The sequence below is a fragment of the Acidovorax sacchari genome (assembly GCF_042847045.1).
In the GTDB taxonomy this organism is placed as follows: Bacteria; Pseudomonadota; Gammaproteobacteria; order Burkholderiales; family Burkholderiaceae_C; genus Paracidovorax; species Paracidovorax sacchari.
In genome coordinates this window covers 1,811,537-1,829,903 of the sequence record NZ_AP035783.1, presented here as the reverse complement: position 1 = coordinate 1,829,903, position 18,367 = coordinate 1,811,537, and the positions used below count along the sequence as shown (strand labels likewise).

General features: G+C 69.4%; 18 protein-coding genes. 2 read left to right on the top strand and 16 right to left on the bottom strand.

Annotated features, from left to right (window positions below; all coding sequences use genetic code 11):
• Nucleotides 1–43: 43 nt before the first annotated feature.
• From ccoP to ACGHC0_RS08205, 6 genes are all read right to left on the bottom strand, one after another.
• Complete coding sequence (gene ccoP, locus ACGHC0_RS08230) at nt 44–979, bottom strand: cytochrome-c oxidase, cbb3-type subunit III (protein WP_368354755.1); 936 nt, start codon at nt 977–979, stop codon at nt 44–46.
• A complete protein-coding gene (locus ACGHC0_RS08225; RefSeq protein WP_013594007.1) occupies nt 972–1,151 on the bottom strand; it encodes a CcoQ/FixQ family Cbb3-type cytochrome c oxidase assembly chaperone in 180 nt (59 codons plus the stop codon). Before ACGHC0_RS08225 ends, ccoP begins: the two co-directional genes overlap by 8 nt.
• Nucleotides 1,152–1,163: 12 nt before the next feature.
• Nucleotides 1,164–1,793, bottom strand: coding sequence for a cytochrome-c oxidase, cbb3-type subunit II (gene ccoO / locus ACGHC0_RS08220; RefSeq protein ID WP_019700107.1), 630 nt, complete (start codon nt 1,791–1,793; stop codon nt 1,164–1,166).
• A gap of 17 nt (nt 1,794–1,810) precedes the next feature.
• Nucleotides 1,811–3,250 (bottom strand): cytochrome-c oxidase, cbb3-type subunit I, encoded by a 1,440-nt coding sequence (ccoN, locus tag ACGHC0_RS08215; protein ID WP_026434442.1) that lies wholly within the window; start codon nt 3,248–3,250, stop codon nt 1,811–1,813.
• Between the two features lie 65 nt (nt 3,251–3,315).
• Complete coding sequence (gene ccoS, locus ACGHC0_RS08210; protein ID WP_011794659.1) at nt 3,316–3,453, bottom strand: cbb3-type cytochrome oxidase assembly protein CcoS; 138 nt, start codon at nt 3,451–3,453, stop codon at nt 3,316–3,318.
• Complete coding sequence (locus ACGHC0_RS08205; protein WP_415267903.1) at nt 3,453–5,912, bottom strand: heavy metal translocating P-type ATPase; 2,460 nt, start codon at nt 5,910–5,912, stop codon at nt 3,453–3,455. Before ACGHC0_RS08205 ends, ccoS begins: the two co-directional genes overlap by 1 nt.
• A 137-nt stretch (nt 5,913–6,049) precedes the next feature.
• Here ACGHC0_RS08205 and ACGHC0_RS08200 point away from each other — a divergent pair, with 137 nt between their 5' ends.
• A complete protein-coding gene (locus tag ACGHC0_RS08200) occupies nt 6,050–6,496 on the top strand; it encodes a universal stress protein (protein WP_019700105.1) in 447 nt (148 codons plus the stop codon).
• A 16-nt stretch (nt 6,497–6,512) separates the two neighbouring features.
• Here the strand turns inward: ACGHC0_RS08200 and ACGHC0_RS08195 are convergent, their stop codons facing one another.
• The 6 genes from ACGHC0_RS08195 to ACGHC0_RS08170 all read right to left on the bottom strand — a co-directional run bounded on the left by ACGHC0_RS08195 (nt 6,513) and on the right by ACGHC0_RS08170 (nt 12,358).
• Complete coding sequence (locus ACGHC0_RS08195) at nt 6,513–7,223, bottom strand: ABC transporter ATP-binding protein (RefSeq protein WP_368354753.1); 711 nt, start codon at nt 7,221–7,223, stop codon at nt 6,513–6,515.
• 11 nt (nt 7,224–7,234) lie between these two features.
• On the bottom strand, nt 7,235–7,996 hold the full coding sequence (locus ACGHC0_RS08190) for an ABC transporter ATP-binding protein (RefSeq protein ID WP_368354752.1): 762 nt from the start codon (nt 7,994–7,996) through the stop codon (nt 7,235–7,237).
• Nucleotides 7,993–8,874: a branched-chain amino acid ABC transporter permease gene (locus ACGHC0_RS08185; protein WP_368354751.1), complete on the bottom strand. Its 882-nt coding sequence runs from the start codon at nt 8,872–8,874 to the stop codon at nt 7,993–7,995. Before ACGHC0_RS08185 ends, ACGHC0_RS08190 begins: the two co-directional genes overlap by 4 nt.
• An 18-nt stretch (nt 8,875–8,892) precedes the next feature.
• Nucleotides 8,893–9,768, bottom strand: coding sequence for a branched-chain amino acid ABC transporter permease (locus ACGHC0_RS08180; protein WP_415267902.1), 876 nt, complete (start codon nt 9,766–9,768; stop codon nt 8,893–8,895).
• A gap of 112 nt (nt 9,769–9,880) precedes the next feature.
• Complete coding sequence (locus tag ACGHC0_RS08175) at nt 9,881–11,101, bottom strand: ABC transporter substrate-binding protein (RefSeq protein WP_415267901.1); 1,221 nt, start codon at nt 11,099–11,101, stop codon at nt 9,881–9,883.
• Between the two features lie 24 nt (nt 11,102–11,125).
• Nucleotides 11,126–12,358, bottom strand: coding sequence for a metal-dependent hydrolase family protein (locus ACGHC0_RS08170; protein WP_415267900.1), 1,233 nt, complete (start codon nt 12,356–12,358; stop codon nt 11,126–11,128).
• 220 nt (nt 12,359–12,578) lie between these two features.
• Between ACGHC0_RS08170 and ACGHC0_RS08165 the strand changes: the two genes are divergently transcribed.
• Nucleotides 12,579–13,538: a LysR substrate-binding domain-containing protein gene (locus ACGHC0_RS08165; RefSeq protein ID WP_368354747.1), complete on the top strand. Its 960-nt coding sequence runs from the start codon at nt 12,579–12,581 to the stop codon at nt 13,536–13,538.
• Nucleotides 13,539–13,571: 33 nt separating this feature from the next.
• On the opposite strand, the gene ACGHC0_RS08160 is transcribed toward ACGHC0_RS08165, so the two are convergent.
• From ACGHC0_RS08160 to ACGHC0_RS08145, 4 genes are all read right to left on the bottom strand, one after another.
• Nucleotides 13,572–14,564, bottom strand: a complete 993-nt coding sequence (locus tag ACGHC0_RS08160) for a class I SAM-dependent methyltransferase (RefSeq protein WP_415267899.1) — start codon at nt 14,562–14,564, stop codon at nt 13,572–13,574.
• A gap of 34 nt (nt 14,565–14,598) precedes the next feature.
• Entirely contained in the window at nt 14,599–16,218 is a 1,620-nt protein-coding gene (locus ACGHC0_RS08155) for a malonate--CoA ligase (RefSeq protein ID WP_415267898.1), read from the bottom strand.
• A gap of 106 nt (nt 16,219–16,324) precedes the next feature.
• Nucleotides 16,325–17,119: an enoyl-CoA hydratase/isomerase family protein gene (locus tag ACGHC0_RS08150; protein WP_415267897.1), complete on the bottom strand. Its 795-nt coding sequence runs from the start codon at nt 17,117–17,119 to the stop codon at nt 16,325–16,327.
• Nucleotides 17,120–17,308: 189 nt separating this feature from the next.
• Nucleotides 17,309–18,322 (bottom strand): Bug family tripartite tricarboxylate transporter substrate binding protein, encoded by a 1,014-nt coding sequence (locus tag ACGHC0_RS08145; RefSeq protein ID WP_415267896.1) that lies wholly within the window; start codon nt 18,320–18,322, stop codon nt 17,309–17,311.
• Nucleotides 18,323–18,367: the final 45 nt, after the last annotated feature.

Genomic DNA, 18,367 nt, shown 5'->3' with positions numbered 1-18,367 from the left:
GGGCCGCGCCGGCCGGCGGCGCCCCCGTGTCCGGTCCCGCGGTTCAGTTCGCCGGGGCCGCCGCGGCGGTGTTCGCGCCCGGCTTGTTCGACAGGCCCCAGACATAGGCGGTCAGCACGCCGATCTGCGCGTCGGTGAGCTTGCCGGCCTGGGCGGGCATCTGGTTCACCTTGCCGTGGTTGACCATGGCGGTGATGGCGCCCTCGCCCCAGCCGTGGAGCCAGATGTCATCGGTCAGGTTGGGCGCGCCCAGCGCGGTGTTGCCCTTGCCGTCCATGCCATGGCAGGCCGCGCACACCGTGAACTTGGACTTGCCCAGCGAGGCGCGCAGCGAATCGTGCGGGCTGCCCGACAGGCTCAGCACGTAGTGCGCGAGGTTGCGCACGTCCTCGGCCGAACCGACGGCCGCCGCCATGGGGGGCATGGTGCCGATGCGGCCCTTCTCGATCGTCTCGCGGATGTTGGCGGGCGCGCCGCCGTGCAGCCAGTCGTTGTCGGCCAGGTTCGGGAAGCCCTTGCTGCCGCGCGCATCGGAGCCGTGGCACTGCGCGCAGTTGTTCATGAACAGGCGCTCGCCGATGGCCATGGCCTCGGGGCTGGCGGCGGCCTGCTCGGTGCTCATCGCGGCGAAGCGCGCATAGAGCGGCTCCAGCTCGGCTTTCGCCTTGGCCATTTCGTTCTCGTACTCGCCGCGCTGCGACCAGCCCAGCTGGCCGCTGAAGCGGCCCAGGCCCGGATAGGCGGCCAAGTAGCCCAGGCCGAATACGATGGTGATGACGAACAGCCACATCCACCAGCGCGGCATGGGGTTGTCCATCTCGGTGAGGTCGCCGTCCCAGACGTGGCCCGTGGTGTTGTCGGCGCGCGGCTCGACCTTCTTGCTCGCGGTGATCCACAGCAGGATGAGACAGCCGGCGATGCCGCCGAGGGTCAGTGCGACGACGTACACCGACCAGAAATTGTGGGTGAAGTCACTCATGGTTCTTCTCGTTCTCGAAAGAATTCAGGGGAGCGTCCGGCTCGGTGAACGGCAGTTGCGCCGCCTCCTCGAACCGGGACCGGTTGCCGCGGGAGAACGTCCAGGCCAGGATTCCGAGGAACAGGGCGAACGAGATCAGCGTCGCGGCGATGCGGACGGTGGTGATGTCCATGGCGGCCTCCCCTTACTTGAGCGCGCGGCCCATGACCTGCAGGTAGGCCACCAGCACGTCCAGCTCGGTCTTGCCCTTGACCTCATCGGCCGCACCGGCGATCTGCTCGTCGGTGTAGGGCACGCCCACGGTGCGCAGGGCCTTCATGCGGGGCGCGGCGACGGACGGGTCCACCGCGGTCTTCTCCAGCCACGGGTAGGCCGGCATGTTGGACTCCGGCACCACGTCGCGCGGGTTGTTCAGGTGGATGCGGTGCCACTCGTCGCTGTACTTGCCGCCCACGCGGTGCAGGTCGGGACCCGTGCGCTTGCTGCCCCACTGGAACGGGTGGTCATAGACGAACTCGCCGGCCACGGAGTAGTGGCCATAGCGCAGCGTCTCGGCGCGGAACGGACGGATCATCTGCGAGTGGCAGTTGTAGCAGCCCTCGCGCAGGTAGATGTCGCGGCCCAGCAGCTGCGTGGCCGTGTAGGGCTGCACGCCATTGACCGGCTCGGTGGTGGACTTCTGGAAGAACAGCGGCACGATCTCCGCCAGGCCGCCGACGGCCACCACCAGCACGATCAGCACGATCATGAGGAAGTTGTTGGTCTCGATCTTCTCGTGGGAGAAGCCGGCTTTTGTCGTTGTGTTGTCGGACATGGAAAGCGCTCCTGGGTTCAGGCGTGGGCGGGTGCCACGGCCGGGATCTGCACCTTGACCGAACGGCCGGCCATGGCGGTCTTCCACACGTTCCAGGCCATCACCACCATGCCCGCGAGGTACAGCAGGCCGCCGGCGAAGCGGATGACGTAGAAGGGATAGGTGGCCTTGACGCTCTCGACGAAGGTGTAGGTGAGCGTGCCGTCGGCATTCACCGCGCGCCACATCAGGCCCTGCATCACGCCGGCGATCCACATGGCGGCGATGTAGAGCACGATGCCGATGGTGGCCATCCAGAAGTGCAGCTCGATCGCCTTGATGGAGTGCATCTTCTCGCGGCCGAACAGACGCGGCACGAGGTAGTAGAGCGAGCCCATGGTGATCAGGCCCACCCAGCCGAGCGCGCCGGCGTGCACGTGGCCCACGGTCCAGTCGGTGTAGTGGCTCAGGGCGTTCACCGTCTTGATGGACATCATCGGGCCCTCGAACGTGGCCATGCCGTAGAACGACAGCGACACGATCAGGAAGCGCAGGATCGGGTCGTCGCGCAGCTTGTGCCACGCGCCCGACAGGGTCATGATCCCGTTGATCATCCCGCCCCAGCTGGGGGCCAGCAGGATCAGCGAGAACACCATGCCCACGGACTGCGTCCAGTCGGGCAGCGCGGTGTAGTGCAGGTGGTGGGGGCCCGCCCACATGTACGTGAAGATCAGCGCCCAGAAGTGCACGATCGAAAGGCGATAGCTGTACACCGGGCGGCCGGCCTGCTTCGGGATGAAGTAGTACATCATCCCCAGGAAGCCGGCGGTGAGGAAGAAGCCCACGGCATTGTGGCCGTACCACCACTGCACCATCGCGTCCTGCACGCCCGCATAGGCGGAGTAGCTCTTCATCCAGCCCGCGGGCACTTCCGCGCTGTTGACCACGTGCAGCAGCGCCACCGCGAGGATGAAGCCGCCGAAGAACCAGTTGGCCACGTAGATATGCTTCACGCGGCGCTTGCCCACGGTGCCGAAGAACACGATGGCGTACGACACCCACACCAGCGTGATCAGGATGTCGATCGGCCACTCGAGCTCGGCGTATTCCTTGCCCGTGGTGTAGCCCAGCGGCAGGCTGATGGCCGCGGCCACGATCACCGCCTGCCAGCCCCAGAACGTGAAGGAGGCGAGCGGACCCGCGAACAGGCGCACCTGCCCCGTGCGCTGCACCACGTAGTAGCTGGTGGCGAACAGCGCGCAGCCGCCGAACGCGAAGATCACCGCGTTGGTGTGCAGCGGGCGCAGGCGGCCGTAGCTGAGCCACGGAATGCCGAAGTTGAGTTCGGGCCAGGCGAGCTGCGCGGCGATGACCACGCCCACCAGCATGCCGACCACCCCCCACACCACGGCCATGATTGAAAACTGCCGCACGACCGTGTCGTTGTAGTGCGCGGCATTCGAGACAGAAGAATCCATCGGGCACCTCTTTTGGTTTGCTTACAAATTCTGACGAGGGGGGCCCCGGAGCCGTTTGACAAGCGTCAATCGTCCCGAAGAATGCGTTCGCCTTCCTGTTCGACGTTGTCGAATTGCCCCCGGTCGATGGCCCACCAGAGCCCGACCAGGATCAGCAGCACGAGCACGACCGACAGCGGAATCAGCAGGTACAGGATGTCCATCACACGGCTCCCTGCGCCAGGGGCGCGGAGGCGGGCCGCAGGGCTGCGTCCGCCCCCGGGGCGGCCGTGCCGGCATCGCTGCCCGCGCCCCGCGCGAGGCGCGCCGCGTTCGCCACCACCAGCAGAGAACTGAGCGCCATGCCCAGCCCCGCGAGCCAGGCCGGCATCCAGCCGGCCACGGCCAATGGCACGCACAGCGCGTTGTAGGCCGCGGCCCAGGCCAGGTTCTGCCGCACCACGCGCAGCGTGCGCCGCGCGAGCCGCACGCTGCGCTCGACCATCGCGAGCTGGTCGCCCATCACCACGAAATCCGAACGCGACCGCGCGAGCGGCACGGCCCGGCCGAAGGCGAACGACACATGCGCGCCCGCGAGCACCGGACCGTCGTTGAGGCCGTCGCCCACCATCGCCACATGCCGGCCGGCGGCCTGCAGCGCGCGCATGCGGTCGAGCTTGTCCTGCGGCGAGCAATCGCCGCGCGCGGCGTCGATGCCCGCGCTGGCGGCCACTCGCGCCACTGCATCGGCGCGGTCGCCGGACAGCAGCTCGACCGACAGGCCGGCCTCGCGCAGGCGCGTGACGACACCGGCTGCGTCGGGCCGCAGATCCTCCCGCCAGTCGAAAGATGCGACCTCCGCGGGCCACGCGGCGAGGGACGCGCCGGCAGGCACCGTCCCGTCCATCGGGGAACCGGCCGGGGAACAGGCCGGCAAAGGCTCCGCGCCCAGGGCCACCCGCTGCGTGGCGGCTGCACCGGCATCCACGGCCCGGCCCAGGCGCAGCACGGCAGGCGCCCGCAGGCCCTGCAGGTCATCCACCCTCGCGACCAGGCCCCGCCCCGCCACTTCGCGCACATCGCTCAGCCGCCAGCGCGCGCCGGCGCCCTCTCCCTGCGGCCCGGCCGCCTCCACCAGCGCGCGGGAGAGCGGATGCAGCGAGTGCCGCGCCAGCGCCGCCGCCAGGGCCAGCGCATCCGCCTGCGTGAAGCCCTGCGCCGGATGCACGCCCGCGATCCGGATGCCGTCCTGCGTCAGCGTGCCGGTCTTGTCGAACACGACCGTGTCCACGGCCGCCAGCGCCTCCAGGGCCTGCAGGTTGCGCACCAGCACGCCCTGCCGCGCGAGCGCGCCCGCCGCCGTGAGCATGGCCACCGGCGTGGCGAGCGAAAGCGCGCACGGGCAGGTCACGATGAGCACCGCCACCGCGACCATGAGTGCGTGTTCCGGGTCGGTCTTCCACCACCACGCCGCAGCCAGGCCCGCAGCCAGCAGCACCCCCACCAGGAAGGGCCGCGCGATGCGGTCGGCCAGTTGCGCCAGGCGCGGCTTCTGCGCGGAAGCGGCCTCCATCAGCACGACGATCTCGGCGAAGCGGGTATCGCCGCCGACGCGCTCCACGCGCACCTCCACGGGCGCGCGCAGGTTGTAGCTGCCAGCCGTCACGGCCGCGCCTTCCGCGCGCGGCAGCGGGGTCGACTCCCCCGTGAGCAGCGCCTCGTCCACCTGCGTGCTGCCGCGCTCGATGCGGCCGTCGGCCGGGAAGGCCTCGCCCGGCAGGATGCGGACCACATCGCCCACCGCGAGCCGGCGCACGGCCACGCGCGTGAACGCGCCATCGGTGCCGCGCCGCTCCACGCTGTCGGGCAGGCGGTTCATCACCGCCTCCAGCGCGCCCGCCGTGCGGTCGCGCAGCCGCATCTCCAGCCAGCGGCCGGTGAGCAGGAAGAACACGAACATGGTCAGCGAGTCGTAATAGACCTCGCGGCCGAAGGCGCCGGCCGGATCGAAAGTCCCCGCCGTGCTCACCACGAAGGTGATGCCCATGCCCAGCGCCACCGGCAGGTCCATGCTCACGCGGCGCAGGCGCAGGTCGCGCAGCGCGCTGGAGAAGAACGGGCCGCACGAGAAGATCATCATCGGCAGCGTGATGACCCAGGAGGCCCAGCGCAGCAGCCGCTCCATCTCGGCCGTGAGGTCGCCCGGCTGCGCCACGTACGCGGGCCACGCGTACATCATCACCTGCATCATGCACAAGCCCGCCACCAGCCAGCGCCACAGGGCACGGCGGCCCTCGCGGCGGCGCTGCTCGCGCGCCAGCGCATCCATCGCCGGCAAAGCGGGGTAGCCGGCGCGGGCCACCGCGGCCATCCAGCCCGACGGGCGCACGTGCCGGGCATCCCACACCACCCGCGCGCGGTGCGTGGCTGCGCTCACCTCGGCCTGCAGCACGCCGGGCACGGCACGCAACGCATCCTCCACCGTGAGCGCGCAGGCCGCGCAATGCATGCCCCCGAGCACCACGTGCGACTCCCAGACACCTTCGCTGTCGCGCGCCGGCTGCGCCGCGCCGCCGGCCTGTGCGCTCACGGGGCGCCCGAAGGCAGGCCACTCCTGCGGATCGTCGAGCAGCTCGGCAGCGGAATCGTCGGCGCCCGCCGGCGCGGAAGGATCGGACATCATGGCCCTGGAGGCTAGGCCCCATGGCACCGGTCCGCGTTGACGCATGTCAAGACACGGGCAACCACTTCACCCTACTCTGCCGTCACGCCAAAGCCGTGCCGGCCCCGGCATCTCCCATCTTTTCCAGGAGAACAACGATGTCCTACCGCCGCATCCTCATCGCCACCGACGGCTCCGACCTGTCCGCCAAGGCCGTCGAGCACGGGCTGTCCCTGGCCCGGCTCTCGGGCGGCCGCGTGGTCGCGCTCAAGGTCGTGCCGCGCTACCCGCGCAGCTATTTCGAAGGCGGCTCGCCGGTAGATGCCGCCGAGGCCCGGCGCATCGAGAGCCAGTGGGCCACCAACGCCCAGGCGCTGGTGGACGGCATCCGGCAGCTGGGCGACGCCCAGGGGGTCAAGGTCAAGCCCGTGGTGACCAAGTCGGACCTCGTCGCCGAGGCGATCATCGCCGCGGCCACCAAGCACGACTGCGACCTCATCGTGATGGCCTCGCACGGCCGCAAGGGCATCAAGCGCCTGCTGCTGGGCAGCGAGACCCAGCACGTGCTCACGCACTCGAAGGTGCCCGTGCTCGTGCTGCGCTGAGACCGGGTCCGCCGGCTCAGTGGCTGCCCAGGTACAGCTGCGCCATGCGCTGGTCTTCCAGCAGCTCCTGCGCGGGGCCGTGCAGCACGCAGCGGCCCTGGTCCAGGATGTAGCCCTGCTGGCTGATGGCGAGCGCCTGCCGCGCGCGCTGCTCCACCATCAGCACGGCCACGCCGGCGGCCGGCAGCCGCTGCACCATGTCGAACACCTTGCCGACCAGCGAGGGCGCGAGAGCGGCCGTGGGCTCGTCCAGCACCATGATGCGCGGCGACGGCATCAGCGCGCGGGCGAAGGCCAGCTGCTGGCGCTCGCCGCCCGAGAGGTTGCTCGCCGGCTGCGGCAGCCGCTCCACCAGCGCGGGGAAGTCGGCCAGCACCTGCTCCATGCGCTGCTTCAGGTGCTTGACGCCGCGCACCACCTGCAGGTTCTCGCGCACGGTGAGCGAGGGGAACACGTTCGCCACCTGGGGCACGTAGGCCAGGCCTGCGTCGAATCGGTCCTCGGCCGACAGCCGCGTGATGTCGCGGCCATCGAGGTGGATGGAGCCCGCCACGCGCGGCAGCAGGCCCAGCAGCGCCTTCACCAGCGTGGACTTGCCCGCGCCGTTGGTACCGGCGATGGTCACGATCTGCCCCGGCGCCACCGCCAGGTCGATGCCGTGGATGATGTCCACTTCGGAATAGCCGCCGCGCAGCTGCCCGATCTGCAGCAGGTTTTGTGCATTCATGGCTGCGCCGCTCATACCACCCCTCCCATGTACGCTTCCTGCACCCGCGGATCGTCCAGCACGCGGTGCGGGTCGCCCTCGGCCAGGATGCGGCCCCGGTCCATCACGATCATGCGCTGCGACAGCGCCTTGAGCGCCTGCAGGTGGTGCTCGATGACGATGAAGGCGATGCCGCGGCCCTGCAGCTCACGCACGCGGTCGCAGATCTCCTCGATCAGCACCGGGTTCACGCCCGCGAAAGGCTCGTCCAGCAGGATGCAGCGCGGGTCCAGCATCAGCACGCGGCCCAGCTCCACCAGCTTCTTCTGCCCGCCCGACAGGCCCCCGGCCGGCACGTCGCGCACCCGCGCCAGGTTCAGGAACTGCAGGATGCCGTCCGCCTTGGCCGCCAGCCGCGCCTCGTGCTCGCGCAGGCCGCGCGTCTGGAAAAAGGCGTTCACCAGCCGCTCGCCCTGCGGGTTGGCGGCAGCGGCCATCAGGTTCTCGTGCACCGTCAGGCTCTTGAATTCGCGCGGGATCTGGAAAGTGCGCACCAGCCCCAGGCGGGCACGGCGGTGCGGCGGCAGGCGCGTGATGTCCTGCCCCGCGAAAACGATGCGCCCGGCGTCAGCCGGCTGCTGCCCCGCGATGGCGGCGAACAGCGTGCTCTTGCCCGCGCCGTTGGTACCGGCGATGCCCAGGATTTCCCGCTCGGCCAGGCGCAGCGACACGTGATCCACCGCCTTGAAGCCTCCGAACAGCCGCGTCACGGCCTCCACTTGCAGCATGCTCATTTCGCCTTGCCTCCGAACAGGCCGTGCGGCCGGTACAGCGTGACCAGGATCAGCGCCAGCCCCACGGCGGCCAGGCGCAGGCTGGCCATGCCCACCTCCGAAACGCCCGGCACCCAGTCCTTGGCGAAGCGCGAGCCCTCCAGGAACACCATCAGCAGCAGCGAGCCGAACATCGCGCCGCGCACGGTGCCCGAGCCGCCCATGACCAGCCCCATCCACACGTAGAAGGTGATGAGCGGAATGAACTGCTCGGGCGTGATGAAGGTGATGAAGTGCGCGTAGAAGGCGCCCGCCACGCCGGCCAGCGCCGCGCCCAGCATGAACACCTGCACCTTGAAGCGCGCCGGGTCCTTGCCCAGGGCGGAGAGCGCGGCCTCGTCGTCGCCGATGGCCTTGAGCAGCCGGCCGAAGGGGCTGCGCGTGAGGCGCACCGTGCCCCAGCACACCAGGCCCACGATCAGCGCCAGCGCGGCGAAGATGGCGAGGTCGGACGCCCCGGGGCCCCAGCCGGCGAACAGCTTGGGCAGGCCCGGCAGGCCCTGCACGCCGTTCGTGAGCCAGCTCTCCTGCTGGATGGTGATGCGCACCGCTTCGGAAAAGCCGAGCGTGACGATGGCCAGGTAGTCGTCGCGCAGGCGCAGCGACAGCAGCCCGATGGGCAGCGCCAGCAGGCCCGACAGCACGCCCGCGGCGACGAAGCATGCCGGCAGCGGCAGCCCCTTGAGCGACAGCAGGCCCGAGGTGTAGGCGCCGACGGCGAAGAACGCCACCACGCCGAAGTTGACCAGCCGCGTCAGGCCGAACTGCAGATTCAGGCCGAGCGCCAGCAGGCAGTAGATCAACGCGACGATGCCGATGGCACAGAGATAGGCAATCATGTCTTTTCCTCGCTCCCTTCAGCGCACCAGTTGCACGCGGCCCATGATCCCGGCGGGCCGCAGCAGCAGCGCCAGCGCGAGCACCACGAACGACAGCACGAGCTTGTACGACGGCCCCAGCAGCGGCACCGACAACTCCTGCACCACGCACAGCAGCAGCGCGCCCAGCACCGCGCCCACCGGACTGCCGATGCCGCCCAGCACCATGGCGGCGAAGGCCGGGATCAGGCTCTCCCAGCCCATCTCGGGCGTGACAACGGCCTTCATGCCCAGCAGCACGCCGCCGATGGACGACAGCGCGCCCACCAGCAGCCACAGGCACAGCATCAGGCCGCCCGCGCGGATGCCGCTGGCGCGCGCCAGGTCGGCGCTGTCGGCCACGGCGCGCAGTTGGCGGCCGAAGCTGGTGCGGTAGATGAGCACGAACACCACCGCCAGGCAGGCCGCGGCGATGGCCGCGATCAGCAGGTCGGTCGGCAGCAGGCGGATGCCGCCGAAGTTCCAGGCGCGCATGAGCGGCATCTCGAACGTTCGCTGGTCGTGACCCGCGAAAAACGAGATCAGGCTGCGCAGCACGAAGCCCAGGCCGATGGCCGCCAGCATCGAGGCCACCATGGGGCGCCCCGCCAGCTTGCGGAAGATGAGCTGGTAGGACCCGGCCGAGACCGCCGCGGTCGCCGCCACGCTGGCGATGGCGGCCAGCCACAGCGGGACGCCGCCCAGCAGCTGCACGCCCACCGCCGCGTAGGCGCCGGTGGTCATCAGGTCGCCCGTGGCGGCATTGGGAAAGCGGTTGACGCCCATCACCAGGGTCATGGCCAGCGCGGGCAGTGCCACCACCAGGCCTTCGATCAAGCCGTTGATCAGGAGGTTTGCGAAATCGATCCAGGTCATTGCGTCATCTCGTGCATCGCCCCTGGCGGGTGCAGAAGGCCACCCGCCATTGCAGTCCGGAAACAGGGAAGAACCAAAGGCGGCGCGGCACCGGGGCCGCCCCGCCGCGCCATCACACCGCGATGGACACCACGTCGCGGCGCACCAGTTGGCCCTTTTCGATCACGTACACGCCGAAGTCCGGCGTCGCATCGCCGTACTTGTCGAAATCCAGCTTGCTGGAAGCCCCCTCGTAGTTCACCTTGGCCTTCTTCGCGAGCTGCGCCTTGCCTTCGGCGAAGGTATGGACGGCGGTGCCCGGTGCGTTGGAGACGTCGCGGATCTTCGCGTTGACCTGCTCCACCGTGGCCTTGGGCCCGGCGGCTTCCATCGCCAGCGCCAGCGAGATCACCATGTCGTAGGCCATCGCGGCGTAGATATTGGTGGCGGCGGACTTGCCGGTGGCCTTGGTGAAAGCCGCATCGAAGTTCGCGAACGAGGCGCTCTTCTCGTTGGACACCGTGTCCACCGAGATGATGCCCTCGCACACCTCGGGGCCCAGGGCCTTCACCAGGTCGGGGTTGGCCGCCCAGCCGGGAATGACCCACTTGTTTTCCGCGCCGGACTGGAACCACTCGCGCAGGATGATGGTGGTGTCGGGCAGGTAGGAGCCCATCACGATCACGTCGGGCTTGGCCGCCAGGATCTTCTGCAGTTCGCTCCGGTAGCTGGGGCGGTTGGGTTCGTACGTGACGTTCGCGACCACCTTGCCGCCGCGCTTTTCCCACACCCTGGTGAAGCCTTCCACGTTGCCCAGGCCCGAAGCATTGTTGAACGCCATGGTGGCCGGCCGCTTGAAGCCGCGCTTGGCGCAGATCTCGGCGAAGGCCGCGCCGAAGCGGTCGTTCGTCGCCTGGAAGCGCCACACCAGATCCTTGGTGTCGAGCGTGGAGATGGCCGGCGCGCCCGACACGTTCATCTCGATGATGCCTGCGGCCTCGGTCAGCGGCAGCACGGCCAGCGACACGCCCGAGGCCCAGGTGCCCAGCACGGCCTGCACCTTGTTCACCTCGATGAGCTTCTTGGCGGCCAGCACGGCGGCATCGGGCTTGGTCTGCGAATCCTCGGTGAACAGCTCCAGCTTGCGTCCGCCGGCGCCGCCGGCGGCGTTCACTTCATCGACGGCCAGGCGGATGGCCTGCTGCATGCCCGGGCCGTAGGGGCTGCCCGCGCCCGTGATCGGCGTGAGCGAGCCGATGCGGAACGCCTCGCCCTGCTGGCTGAAGCCGATGGAGGGAAGGCACTGCAGGACAGCCGCGGCGCCGCCGAGCTTCATGAGGTTTCTACGTTGCATGGTGGTCTCCGGACAGGGGGTGGATTACAGGATGTTCTTGACGAAGGCGCCGTCCTTGACGATGGCGCGGATGCGCTCGCCCTGGCCCAGCAGGCAGGCGATGTCGGCGAGCGGGTCGCCATCGACCAGCAGCAGGTCGGCGATGGCGCCCGGTGTGATTTCGCCGAGCCGGCCCTGCTGACCCAGGATCTCGGCGCCGATCAGGGTCGCCTGCTGCAGCACCGGGCCATTGCCCAGGATCTCGGCGCGCAGGCGCAGTTCGTCGGACTGCAGGTAGTGCGTCTCGGCCAGCAGGTCGCTGCCCAGGCCCATCTTCACGCCGGCCTTCGCCAGAATCTCGATGGCCTGCTTGCCCTGGCCGCGCACCGTATCGATCTTGGCGATGGACACGGCCGGAAGGCCATAGCGCTCGCCCTCGTTGGCGAGGCCCTCGTAGGTGACGAGCGTGGGCACCATGAAGGAGCCCTTCTCGGCCATCAGGCCGGCCGTGGCCGCATCGACCAGGTTGCCATGCTCGATGGTGCGCACGCCGCAGCGCACGGCACGGGCGATCGCGCGCGGCGTGTAGGCATGGGCCATGACGTAGGTGTTGGCGTTGTCGGCCTCTTCGACGATGGCGCGCAGCTCGGCCTCCGAGTAGCCCAGGTTGCCGATCGGATCGTTGGGCGAGGCCACGCCGCCCGAGGCCATCACCTTGATCTGCGTCGCGCCCTTGAGGATCTCCTCGCGCACCGCGAGCCGGCAGGCGTCCACGCCATCGACCACGCGGCCGATGTTGCCCAGCTTGTACGCGCACGAACACACATCCAGGTCGTCGTTGCGCTGGCGGAAGTCCGCGTGGCCGCCGGTCTGCGACAGCGCCTTGCCCGAGGGGAAGATGCGCGGCCCCTGCACCAGGCCCGTGCGCACCGCTTCGGCGAGCGACCAGTCCGCGCCGCCCGCGTCGCGCACCGACGTGAAACCGCGATCGAGCATGCCCTTCATGATCGGCAGCGAGCGCAGCATCGTGAACACATTGGGCATCTTCGCCACCGCGCCCAGATTGAACGAGGACGCCACCACGTGCACGTGGCAGTCGATCAGGCCCGGCATGAGCGTCATGCCGCGGGCGTCGATCTTCACAGTGCCCTCGGGGGCCTGCACCTGTTCGCCCACCGCGGCAATGCGGCCGTCCGTCACCAGCACCGAGACGCCGGAGCGCAGCACGAGCGCATGCACGTCCAGGACGCGGCTGTTTTCGATCAGCAGGGAAGTCATGAATTGTGTCGTTGGATGGAAGGGTCGGCTTCGCAATTACTCATGGCACCATGGCCCGAGCCCGCAGTCGCCGCCAGCGCCGCACCCCGGTGGTGCGAAGGCGCCCGGCACCTGGATTGCCTGGGTCACATGGACGTCACGGACGCATTTATCGGGCCAGAGTCACCCCGGCCGCAACGCCTAAAATCTCACCACCCCATGAGCAGGACTCATACGCCCTATGCGCCGCCTCTGCCCGACCATCTCCGAACTGAACGCTTTCCACTCCGCGGCAAAGCACCAGGCGTTCACCATGGCCGCGCGCGAACTGTGCGTGACGCAGAGCGCCATCAGCCGCCACATCGCATCGCTGGAGGACTACCTCGGACAAAAGCTGTTCATCCGCAAGGCGGGTGGGCTGGAACTCACGGACGCGGGCGCCACGTACCTCAACGCCACCCGGCCCGCGATGGCGGCGCTGGAATCGGCGACGGCGCAGCTCATGTCCTATGGCGGCAGCGGCGGCGCGCTCAATTTCTCGGTGCCGCCCACCTTCGCGGCACAGTGGCTGTTCCCGCGGCTGGGGCACTTCAAGCGCACCCTGCCCCAGGTGGCGCTCAACTTCGTGCGCTACCAGCATGCGCACGATTTCGCGGTGCCGCATGAATTCGACGCCGCCATCCAGTACGGCTACGGCAACTGGCCCAGCGCCAATGCCCGCTACCTGATCGGCAAGGAGACCAGCATCGTCTGCAGCCCCCAGCTGCGCGACACCCTGCGCCTGCGCACGCCGCAGGACCTGCAGCACGCCACGCTGCTGCAGCACATCGAGGTGCCGCTCGCATGGCACGACTGGATGGAGGCGCACCAGTGCGACACCGCCGGCAGCCGCTTCGGGCCGGGGTTCAACCTCTATTCGCTCATCATCCGCGCCGCGGTGTCCGGCTTCGGCGTGGGCATCGTGCCCACCTGCCTCGTGGAAGACGAACTGCAGGCGGGCACGCTGGTGGAGCCGCTCGGGCGGCGGTTCGAAAGCCCTCTGGGCTACTACCTGTGCGCGCCCACGGCCCGCACCAACCTGTCGGTCTACAAGCTGGTGGCCGCGTGGCTGGAGCACTGCTGCAGCCACGCGCCATCGGCGGCGCATGGCACCGCCTTCCCTGCGGAAGGCTGCATCTTCTGCACGGCGGAGACGGCCTGAACCGCGGCCATCCGCGGGCCGAAGGCCCGATCTTCAGCGCCGCGCCAGCGACCGCGCCAGGCGCGCCGCCATGCGCGGGTAACCGTTCTTCAGCGACCAGTGCCGGGCCAGCCGCGCCACGTGGCCTGCCAGCGAGGGCGGAGGCGCCTCCGGTCCGGCCGCGGCGACCGCGCTGTCGCGGACCGCGAAAACGCGCAGATTGCCGGGGTAGATTCCGCAGGCCTCGCGATCGACGCGGCCGGGGCGGAACCCGTGCCGGCGCAACAGCGCCGCCAGCGTCTCCTCGCGAAAGTAGCTCGCATGGGAAAGATGGAAGTTGGCGATGCCCAGCGACGACCAGTCGCCCGCGGTGTCCGGTACCTCGACGACGAGGTGGCCGCCATCGGGCAACCAGCTCGAAAGCAGTGCCAGGGCGGCCCCGGGATCGGCGAGATGCTCCAGCACATGGAACAGCGCCACGACGCGGGGAACGAACGGCGGATTGCCCGCACCGAGGAGCGGGGCGTGGACCACCACGTCCTGGAGGCCCAGCACGCAAGAGGCATGGCGGGTTCCGGCGGCGGACGGTTCGATGCCCCGCAGGCGCGTCGCTCCTGCCTCCCGGCATGCATCGAGGAAATAGCCGTAGCCCGAGCCTATTTCCAGCACATCGTCCAGCGGGCCCAGGTGGCCGGACATCAGTTGCACGCGAAAACGCGCCTCGTCGCGATAGACGGCAACCTGGCGCTCGGACGCTTCGAAGCCCATCAAGGCACCGTACAGCGACACGTAGAAAGCCTCGAGCTCTTGCGGCGGCAGCATGTTGCCGTAGTAGATCATTCCGCAGCCCTCGCATTCGCGGATGCGGCCGGGCAGGAGATACCGGTCATAGCGCAGGAGTTCACGCGACGCGCCAGAGCCACAAACGGGACAGGGCCGCAGGCGCATGCTGTGTCGCAGGCGCACCAGGGAAAGAAGCTCGGAAATCTTCATGGCATCGAAAACGGGCCCGGACGCGTGGGCGATGGCAAGGCTCTCGCCCGGCATGATGCCATGCGCCCGGTCCCGGGCCGTCCGGCATTCAGTTGAACAGCCGCTTGTACTGCTCACGCAGCAAATTCTTCTGCACCTTGCCCATGGTGTTGCGTGGCAGCTCTTCGGTGACGAAGCAGCGCTTGGGAATCTTGAAGTTCGCCAGGCGCGCCTTGAGCGCCGCGATGATCGCCTCGCCATCGAGTTGCGCACCGGCCTTGGGGATCACCACCGCCACGCCCACCTCGCCGAAGTCCGGGTGCGGCACCCCCACCAGCGCGCTCTCGGCCACGCCGGGCATCTCGTTGATGAAGCCCTCGATCTCGGCCGGATAGACGTTGTAGCCGCCGGAGATGATGAGGTCCTTGCTGCGCCCCACGATGTGGACGTAGCCCCGCGCATCGATCTTGCCCACGTCGCCCGTCTTGAACCAGCGGCCGCCCTGCCCGTCGACGGCGAACTCCTCCTTCGTCTTCTCCGGCATGCGCCAGTAGCCCTGGAACACGTTGGGCCCCTGCACCTGGATATGGCCGATGTCGTCGGTGGCCACCGGCTGGCCCGCGTCGTCCACCACGCGCAGGCCCACGCCCGGCAGCGGGAAGCCCACGGTGCCGCCGCGGCGCTCCTCCTGCCCGCCGTGGCGCGCGTCGGCCGCGTACGGATTGCTGGTGAGCATGATGGTCTCGCTCATGCCATAGCGCTCCAGGATGGTGTGGCCCGTGCGGTCCTGCCACTCCTTGAACGTCTCGATCAGCAGCGGCGCGGAGCCGGCCACGAACAGGCGCATGCGGGCCGTGCTCTCGCGGTTCAGCGCGGGCTCGGCCAGCAACCGCACGTAGAGCGTGGGCACGCCCATGAACACGGTGGCGCGCGGCATCGCGGCGATCACCGCCTTCGGGTCGAACTTCGCGAACCAGACCATCGGGCTGCCGTTGATGAGCGCCCCGTGGATCGCCACGAACAGGCCGTGCACGTGGAAGATCGGCAGCGCGTGGATCAGCACGTCGCCGGGCTGCCAGCCCCAGTAGTCCTTGAGCACCAATGCGTTCGACAGCAGGTTGCCGTGCGTGAGCATCGCGCCCTTGCTGCGGCCCGTGGTGCCGCTGGTGTAGAGGATGGCGGCGAGGTCATCCGCCGAACGTGCCACCGGCTCGTGGACGCTGGAATGGTGCGTCGCGCGCTCCAGCAGCGTGCCCGTGCGGTCGTCGCCGAGCGTGAACACATGCGCCGTGCCGGCCGTGAAGGCCAGCTTGGAGACCCAGCCGAAATTCGCCGGCGTGCAGACCACCACCGCCGGCTCGGCATTGCCGATGAAGTATTCGATCTCCGCGCTCTGGTAGGCGGTGTTCAGCGGCAGGAACACGAAACCCGCGCGCAGCGTCGCGAGGTACAGCAGCATGGCCTCGACCGACTTCTCCACCTGCACCGCGATGCGGCTGCCCTCGGGCAGCTTCAGCGATGCGAGCAGATTGGCGATGCGGGCGCTGGCCTGCTCCAGGTCCGCCCAGCTGTAGTGCAGGGGCAGCCCCTCGGGCGACGTGGCCTCGACGGCGATGCCGTCCAGGTCCGCCGGGAAGGCGGCGCGCAGGGCGCTGTAGAGGTTCTGGTGGCCGGCGGACGGTGCGGAGTCCGGCGTGCGGGAAGGCGATGCGAGCGGTTGGGAAGACATGGTTGGCAATGATCGACGAAAAGGAATCAGGAAAGACAACGGGAACGGAGGGATGCCGGAGGGCGGTGGAGTGCAGTAGCGATGGGCAGCATGGCTGGCGCTTCTCTCAGAATTGCGGTGGCCGCTTCTCGAGGAAGGCCGCGATGCCCTCGCGGTGCTCCGCGCCGGCCGCGTAGGCATACGGGTCGGACAAGGCCTGCGGCCCACCGCCCCCGCCCTGCCGGCACGCACGCAGCGTCTGCTTGTTGAGCCGAGCCGCCCGGGGCGCGAGCGCCGCGATGCGCTCCACGCTCGCCCACGCCTGCGCGGCCAGTCCGTCGTCCGCCACCACGGCCGCCAGGAAACCCTGCGCGGCCAGCGGCCCGGCCCCGACCGTGGCGGCCTCCAGCAGCATGCGGCGGGCCAGCGCATCGCCCACGGCCTGCGCCACCAGCGCGGCCTCGCGCGGCGCCATCGGAAACCCCAGCCGTGCGATCGGCGCACCGAAGCGCGCGGATTCCGCGGCGAACCGCACGTCGCAGCAGGCCGCGATCTCCACCCCCGCGCCCATGCAGGCACCACGGATCGCGGCGACGATCGGCACGTCGCACGCCAGCATCGCCGACAGCCCGCCCCACACCTCGCGTTCATGGAAGTCGCGCAGGCTCCCGGGATCGAACCGGAACGCCGGGTATTCGGAAATATCGCCGCCCGCGCAGAAGGCATCGCCCTCCCCCTCGATCAGCACGCAGCGCGCATCCTCGCGGGCCTGGATGCCCTCGAACACCTCCCGCAACTGCCGCCACATCGCCCGCGACATGGCATTGAGCCGCCCCGGATGCCGCAACGTGACACGCACGATGCCACGCCCATCCGGCGCACCCTCTTGCGGCCAGACCACCCCGACCTCACCACCTGCCATTCCACGGCCCCCTGTTCAACAAAAGTTCATCTGTTCACCCGACCATCGCCAAGCCCACAAATCCCGGAACCCGCGCGATGCCTCCGTTCAAGAGGCCGCGGAGCAGGCCAAGCCAGCAGACGCCGTGGAACCGGCTCCGCCGGGCCACCGGCGTCGTCCCCCCTTCCGCGCGCAGCGCCTCAGGGGGGTTCACTCCAATTTCGCCCCGGAAGCCTTCACCACCTGCGCCCAGCGCTTCACCTCCGTCCCCACCATGGCACCGAACTGCGTCTGCGTGAGCCCGCCGTAGTCGGCGCCATTCTTCGCCCACACGGCCTTGATCTCGTCGGCCGCGCCGATGCGCCGCACCTCCTCCACGATGCGCGCCTGCAGGTCCGCCGGCGTGCCCTTCGGCGCCCAGAGGCCGTACCACGTGGTCACTGTGTAGTCGGGCAGGCCCACCTCGGCCGCGCACGGCACGTCCGGAAAGGCCGGGTTGCGCTGCTTGCCCGACACCATCAGCGCACGGATGCGCCCGCCCTTGATGTGCGCCGCGGAAGAACCCAGTCCGTCGAACATCATGTCCACGTTGCCGCCGATCAGGTCCTGCAGCGCCGGCCCCGCGCCGCGATAGGGAATGTGCGTGATGAACGTGTTCGACTGCAGCTTGAAAAGCTCCCCCGCGAGGTGATGGGAGGTCCCCGATCCCGCCGATGCGTAGTTGAGCTTGGCCGGGTTGCGCCGCACATGGTCGAGGAAGGCCGGGAACGCCGTGAACGGCACGTTGCGCGGGTTCACCACCAGCACCTGCGGCACGTTGGCCAGCAGCGCCAGCGGGATGAAATCCTTCTCGATGTCGTAGTCCAGCCGCGGATACATCGACGGAGCGATCACGTGGTGCGTCCCGCCCATGAACAGCGTGTAGCCGTCCGGCACGGCCTTGGACGCATAGCTCGCGCCCACCGTGCCGCCGGCACCGCCGCGGTTGTCGATGACCAGCGTCTTGCCGGTGGACTTGGAAAACTGCGCCGCCAGCGGCCGGGCGAACGCGTCGGTGCCGCCGCCGGCCGGGAATGGCACCACCAGCGTGACCGGCTTGGCCGGCCAGGGGTCGTTCGCGAAGGCATGGCCGGCTGCGAGCGCGAGGCCCGTCGCGGCGGCCCCGCGCAGCACGGCGCGCCGCGGCAGCGCCGCAGCGGGCGCATGGAAAGGATTCACTGGCATCGGTCTTGTCTCCTGTCGTCGTTGTGGTGATTCGTCGATCCGATA

Coding starts and splice junctions, on each gene's coding strand:
- ACGHC0_RS08200 (WP_019700105.1), top strand. CDS start 6,050: ATGTCCTACCGCCGCATCCTCATCGCCACCGACGGCTCCGACCTGTCC.
- ACGHC0_RS08145 (WP_415267896.1), bottom strand. CDS start 18,322: ATGCCAGTGAATCCTTTCCATGCGCCCGCTGCGGCGCTGCCGCGGCGC.
- ACGHC0_RS08165 (WP_368354747.1), top strand. CDS start 12,579: ATGCGCCGCCTCTGCCCGACCATCTCCGAACTGAACGCTTTCCACTCC.
- ACGHC0_RS08205 (WP_415267903.1), bottom strand. CDS start 5,912: ATGATGTCCGATCCTTCCGCGCCGGCGGGCGCCGACGATTCCGCTGCC.
- ccoS (WP_011794659.1), bottom strand. CDS start 3,453: ATGGACATCCTGTACCTGCTGATTCCGCTGTCGGTCGTGCTCGTGCTG.
- ccoP (WP_368354755.1), bottom strand. CDS start 979: ATGAGTGACTTCACCCACAATTTCTGGTCGGTGTACGTCGTCGCACTG.
- ACGHC0_RS08150 (WP_415267897.1), bottom strand. CDS start 17,119: ATGGCAGGTGGTGAGGTCGGGGTGGTCTGGCCGCAAGAGGGTGCGCCG.
- ACGHC0_RS08170 (WP_415267900.1), bottom strand. CDS start 12,358: ATGACTTCCCTGCTGATCGAAAACAGCCGCGTCCTGGACGTGCATGCG.
- ccoN (WP_026434442.1), bottom strand. CDS start 3,250: ATGGATTCTTCTGTCTCGAATGCCGCGCACTACAACGACACGGTCGTG.
- ACGHC0_RS08155 (WP_415267898.1), bottom strand. CDS start 16,218: ATGTCTTCCCAACCGCTCGCATCGCCTTCCCGCACGCCGGACTCCGCA.
- ACGHC0_RS08160 (WP_415267899.1), bottom strand. CDS start 14,564: ATGCCGGGCGAGAGCCTTGCCATCGCCCACGCGTCCGGGCCCGTTTTC.
- ACGHC0_RS08195 (WP_368354753.1), bottom strand. CDS start 7,223: ATGAATGCACAAAACCTGCTGCAGATCGGGCAGCTGCGCGGCGGCTAT.
- ACGHC0_RS08190 (WP_368354752.1), bottom strand. CDS start 7,996: ATGAGCATGCTGCAAGTGGAGGCCGTGACGCGGCTGTTCGGAGGCTTC.
- ACGHC0_RS08225 (WP_013594007.1), bottom strand. CDS start 1,151: ATGGACATCACCACCGTCCGCATCGCCGCGACGCTGATCTCGTTCGCC.
- ACGHC0_RS08175 (WP_415267901.1), bottom strand. CDS start 11,101: ATGCAACGTAGAAACCTCATGAAGCTCGGCGGCGCCGCGGCTGTCCTG.
- ACGHC0_RS08185 (WP_368354751.1), bottom strand. CDS start 8,874: ATGATTGCCTATCTCTGTGCCATCGGCATCGTCGCGTTGATCTACTGC.
- ACGHC0_RS08180 (WP_415267902.1), bottom strand. CDS start 9,768: ATGACCTGGATCGATTTCGCAAACCTCCTGATCAACGGCTTGATCGAA.
- ccoO (WP_019700107.1), bottom strand. CDS start 1,793: ATGTCCGACAACACAACGACAAAAGCCGGCTTCTCCCACGAGAAGATC.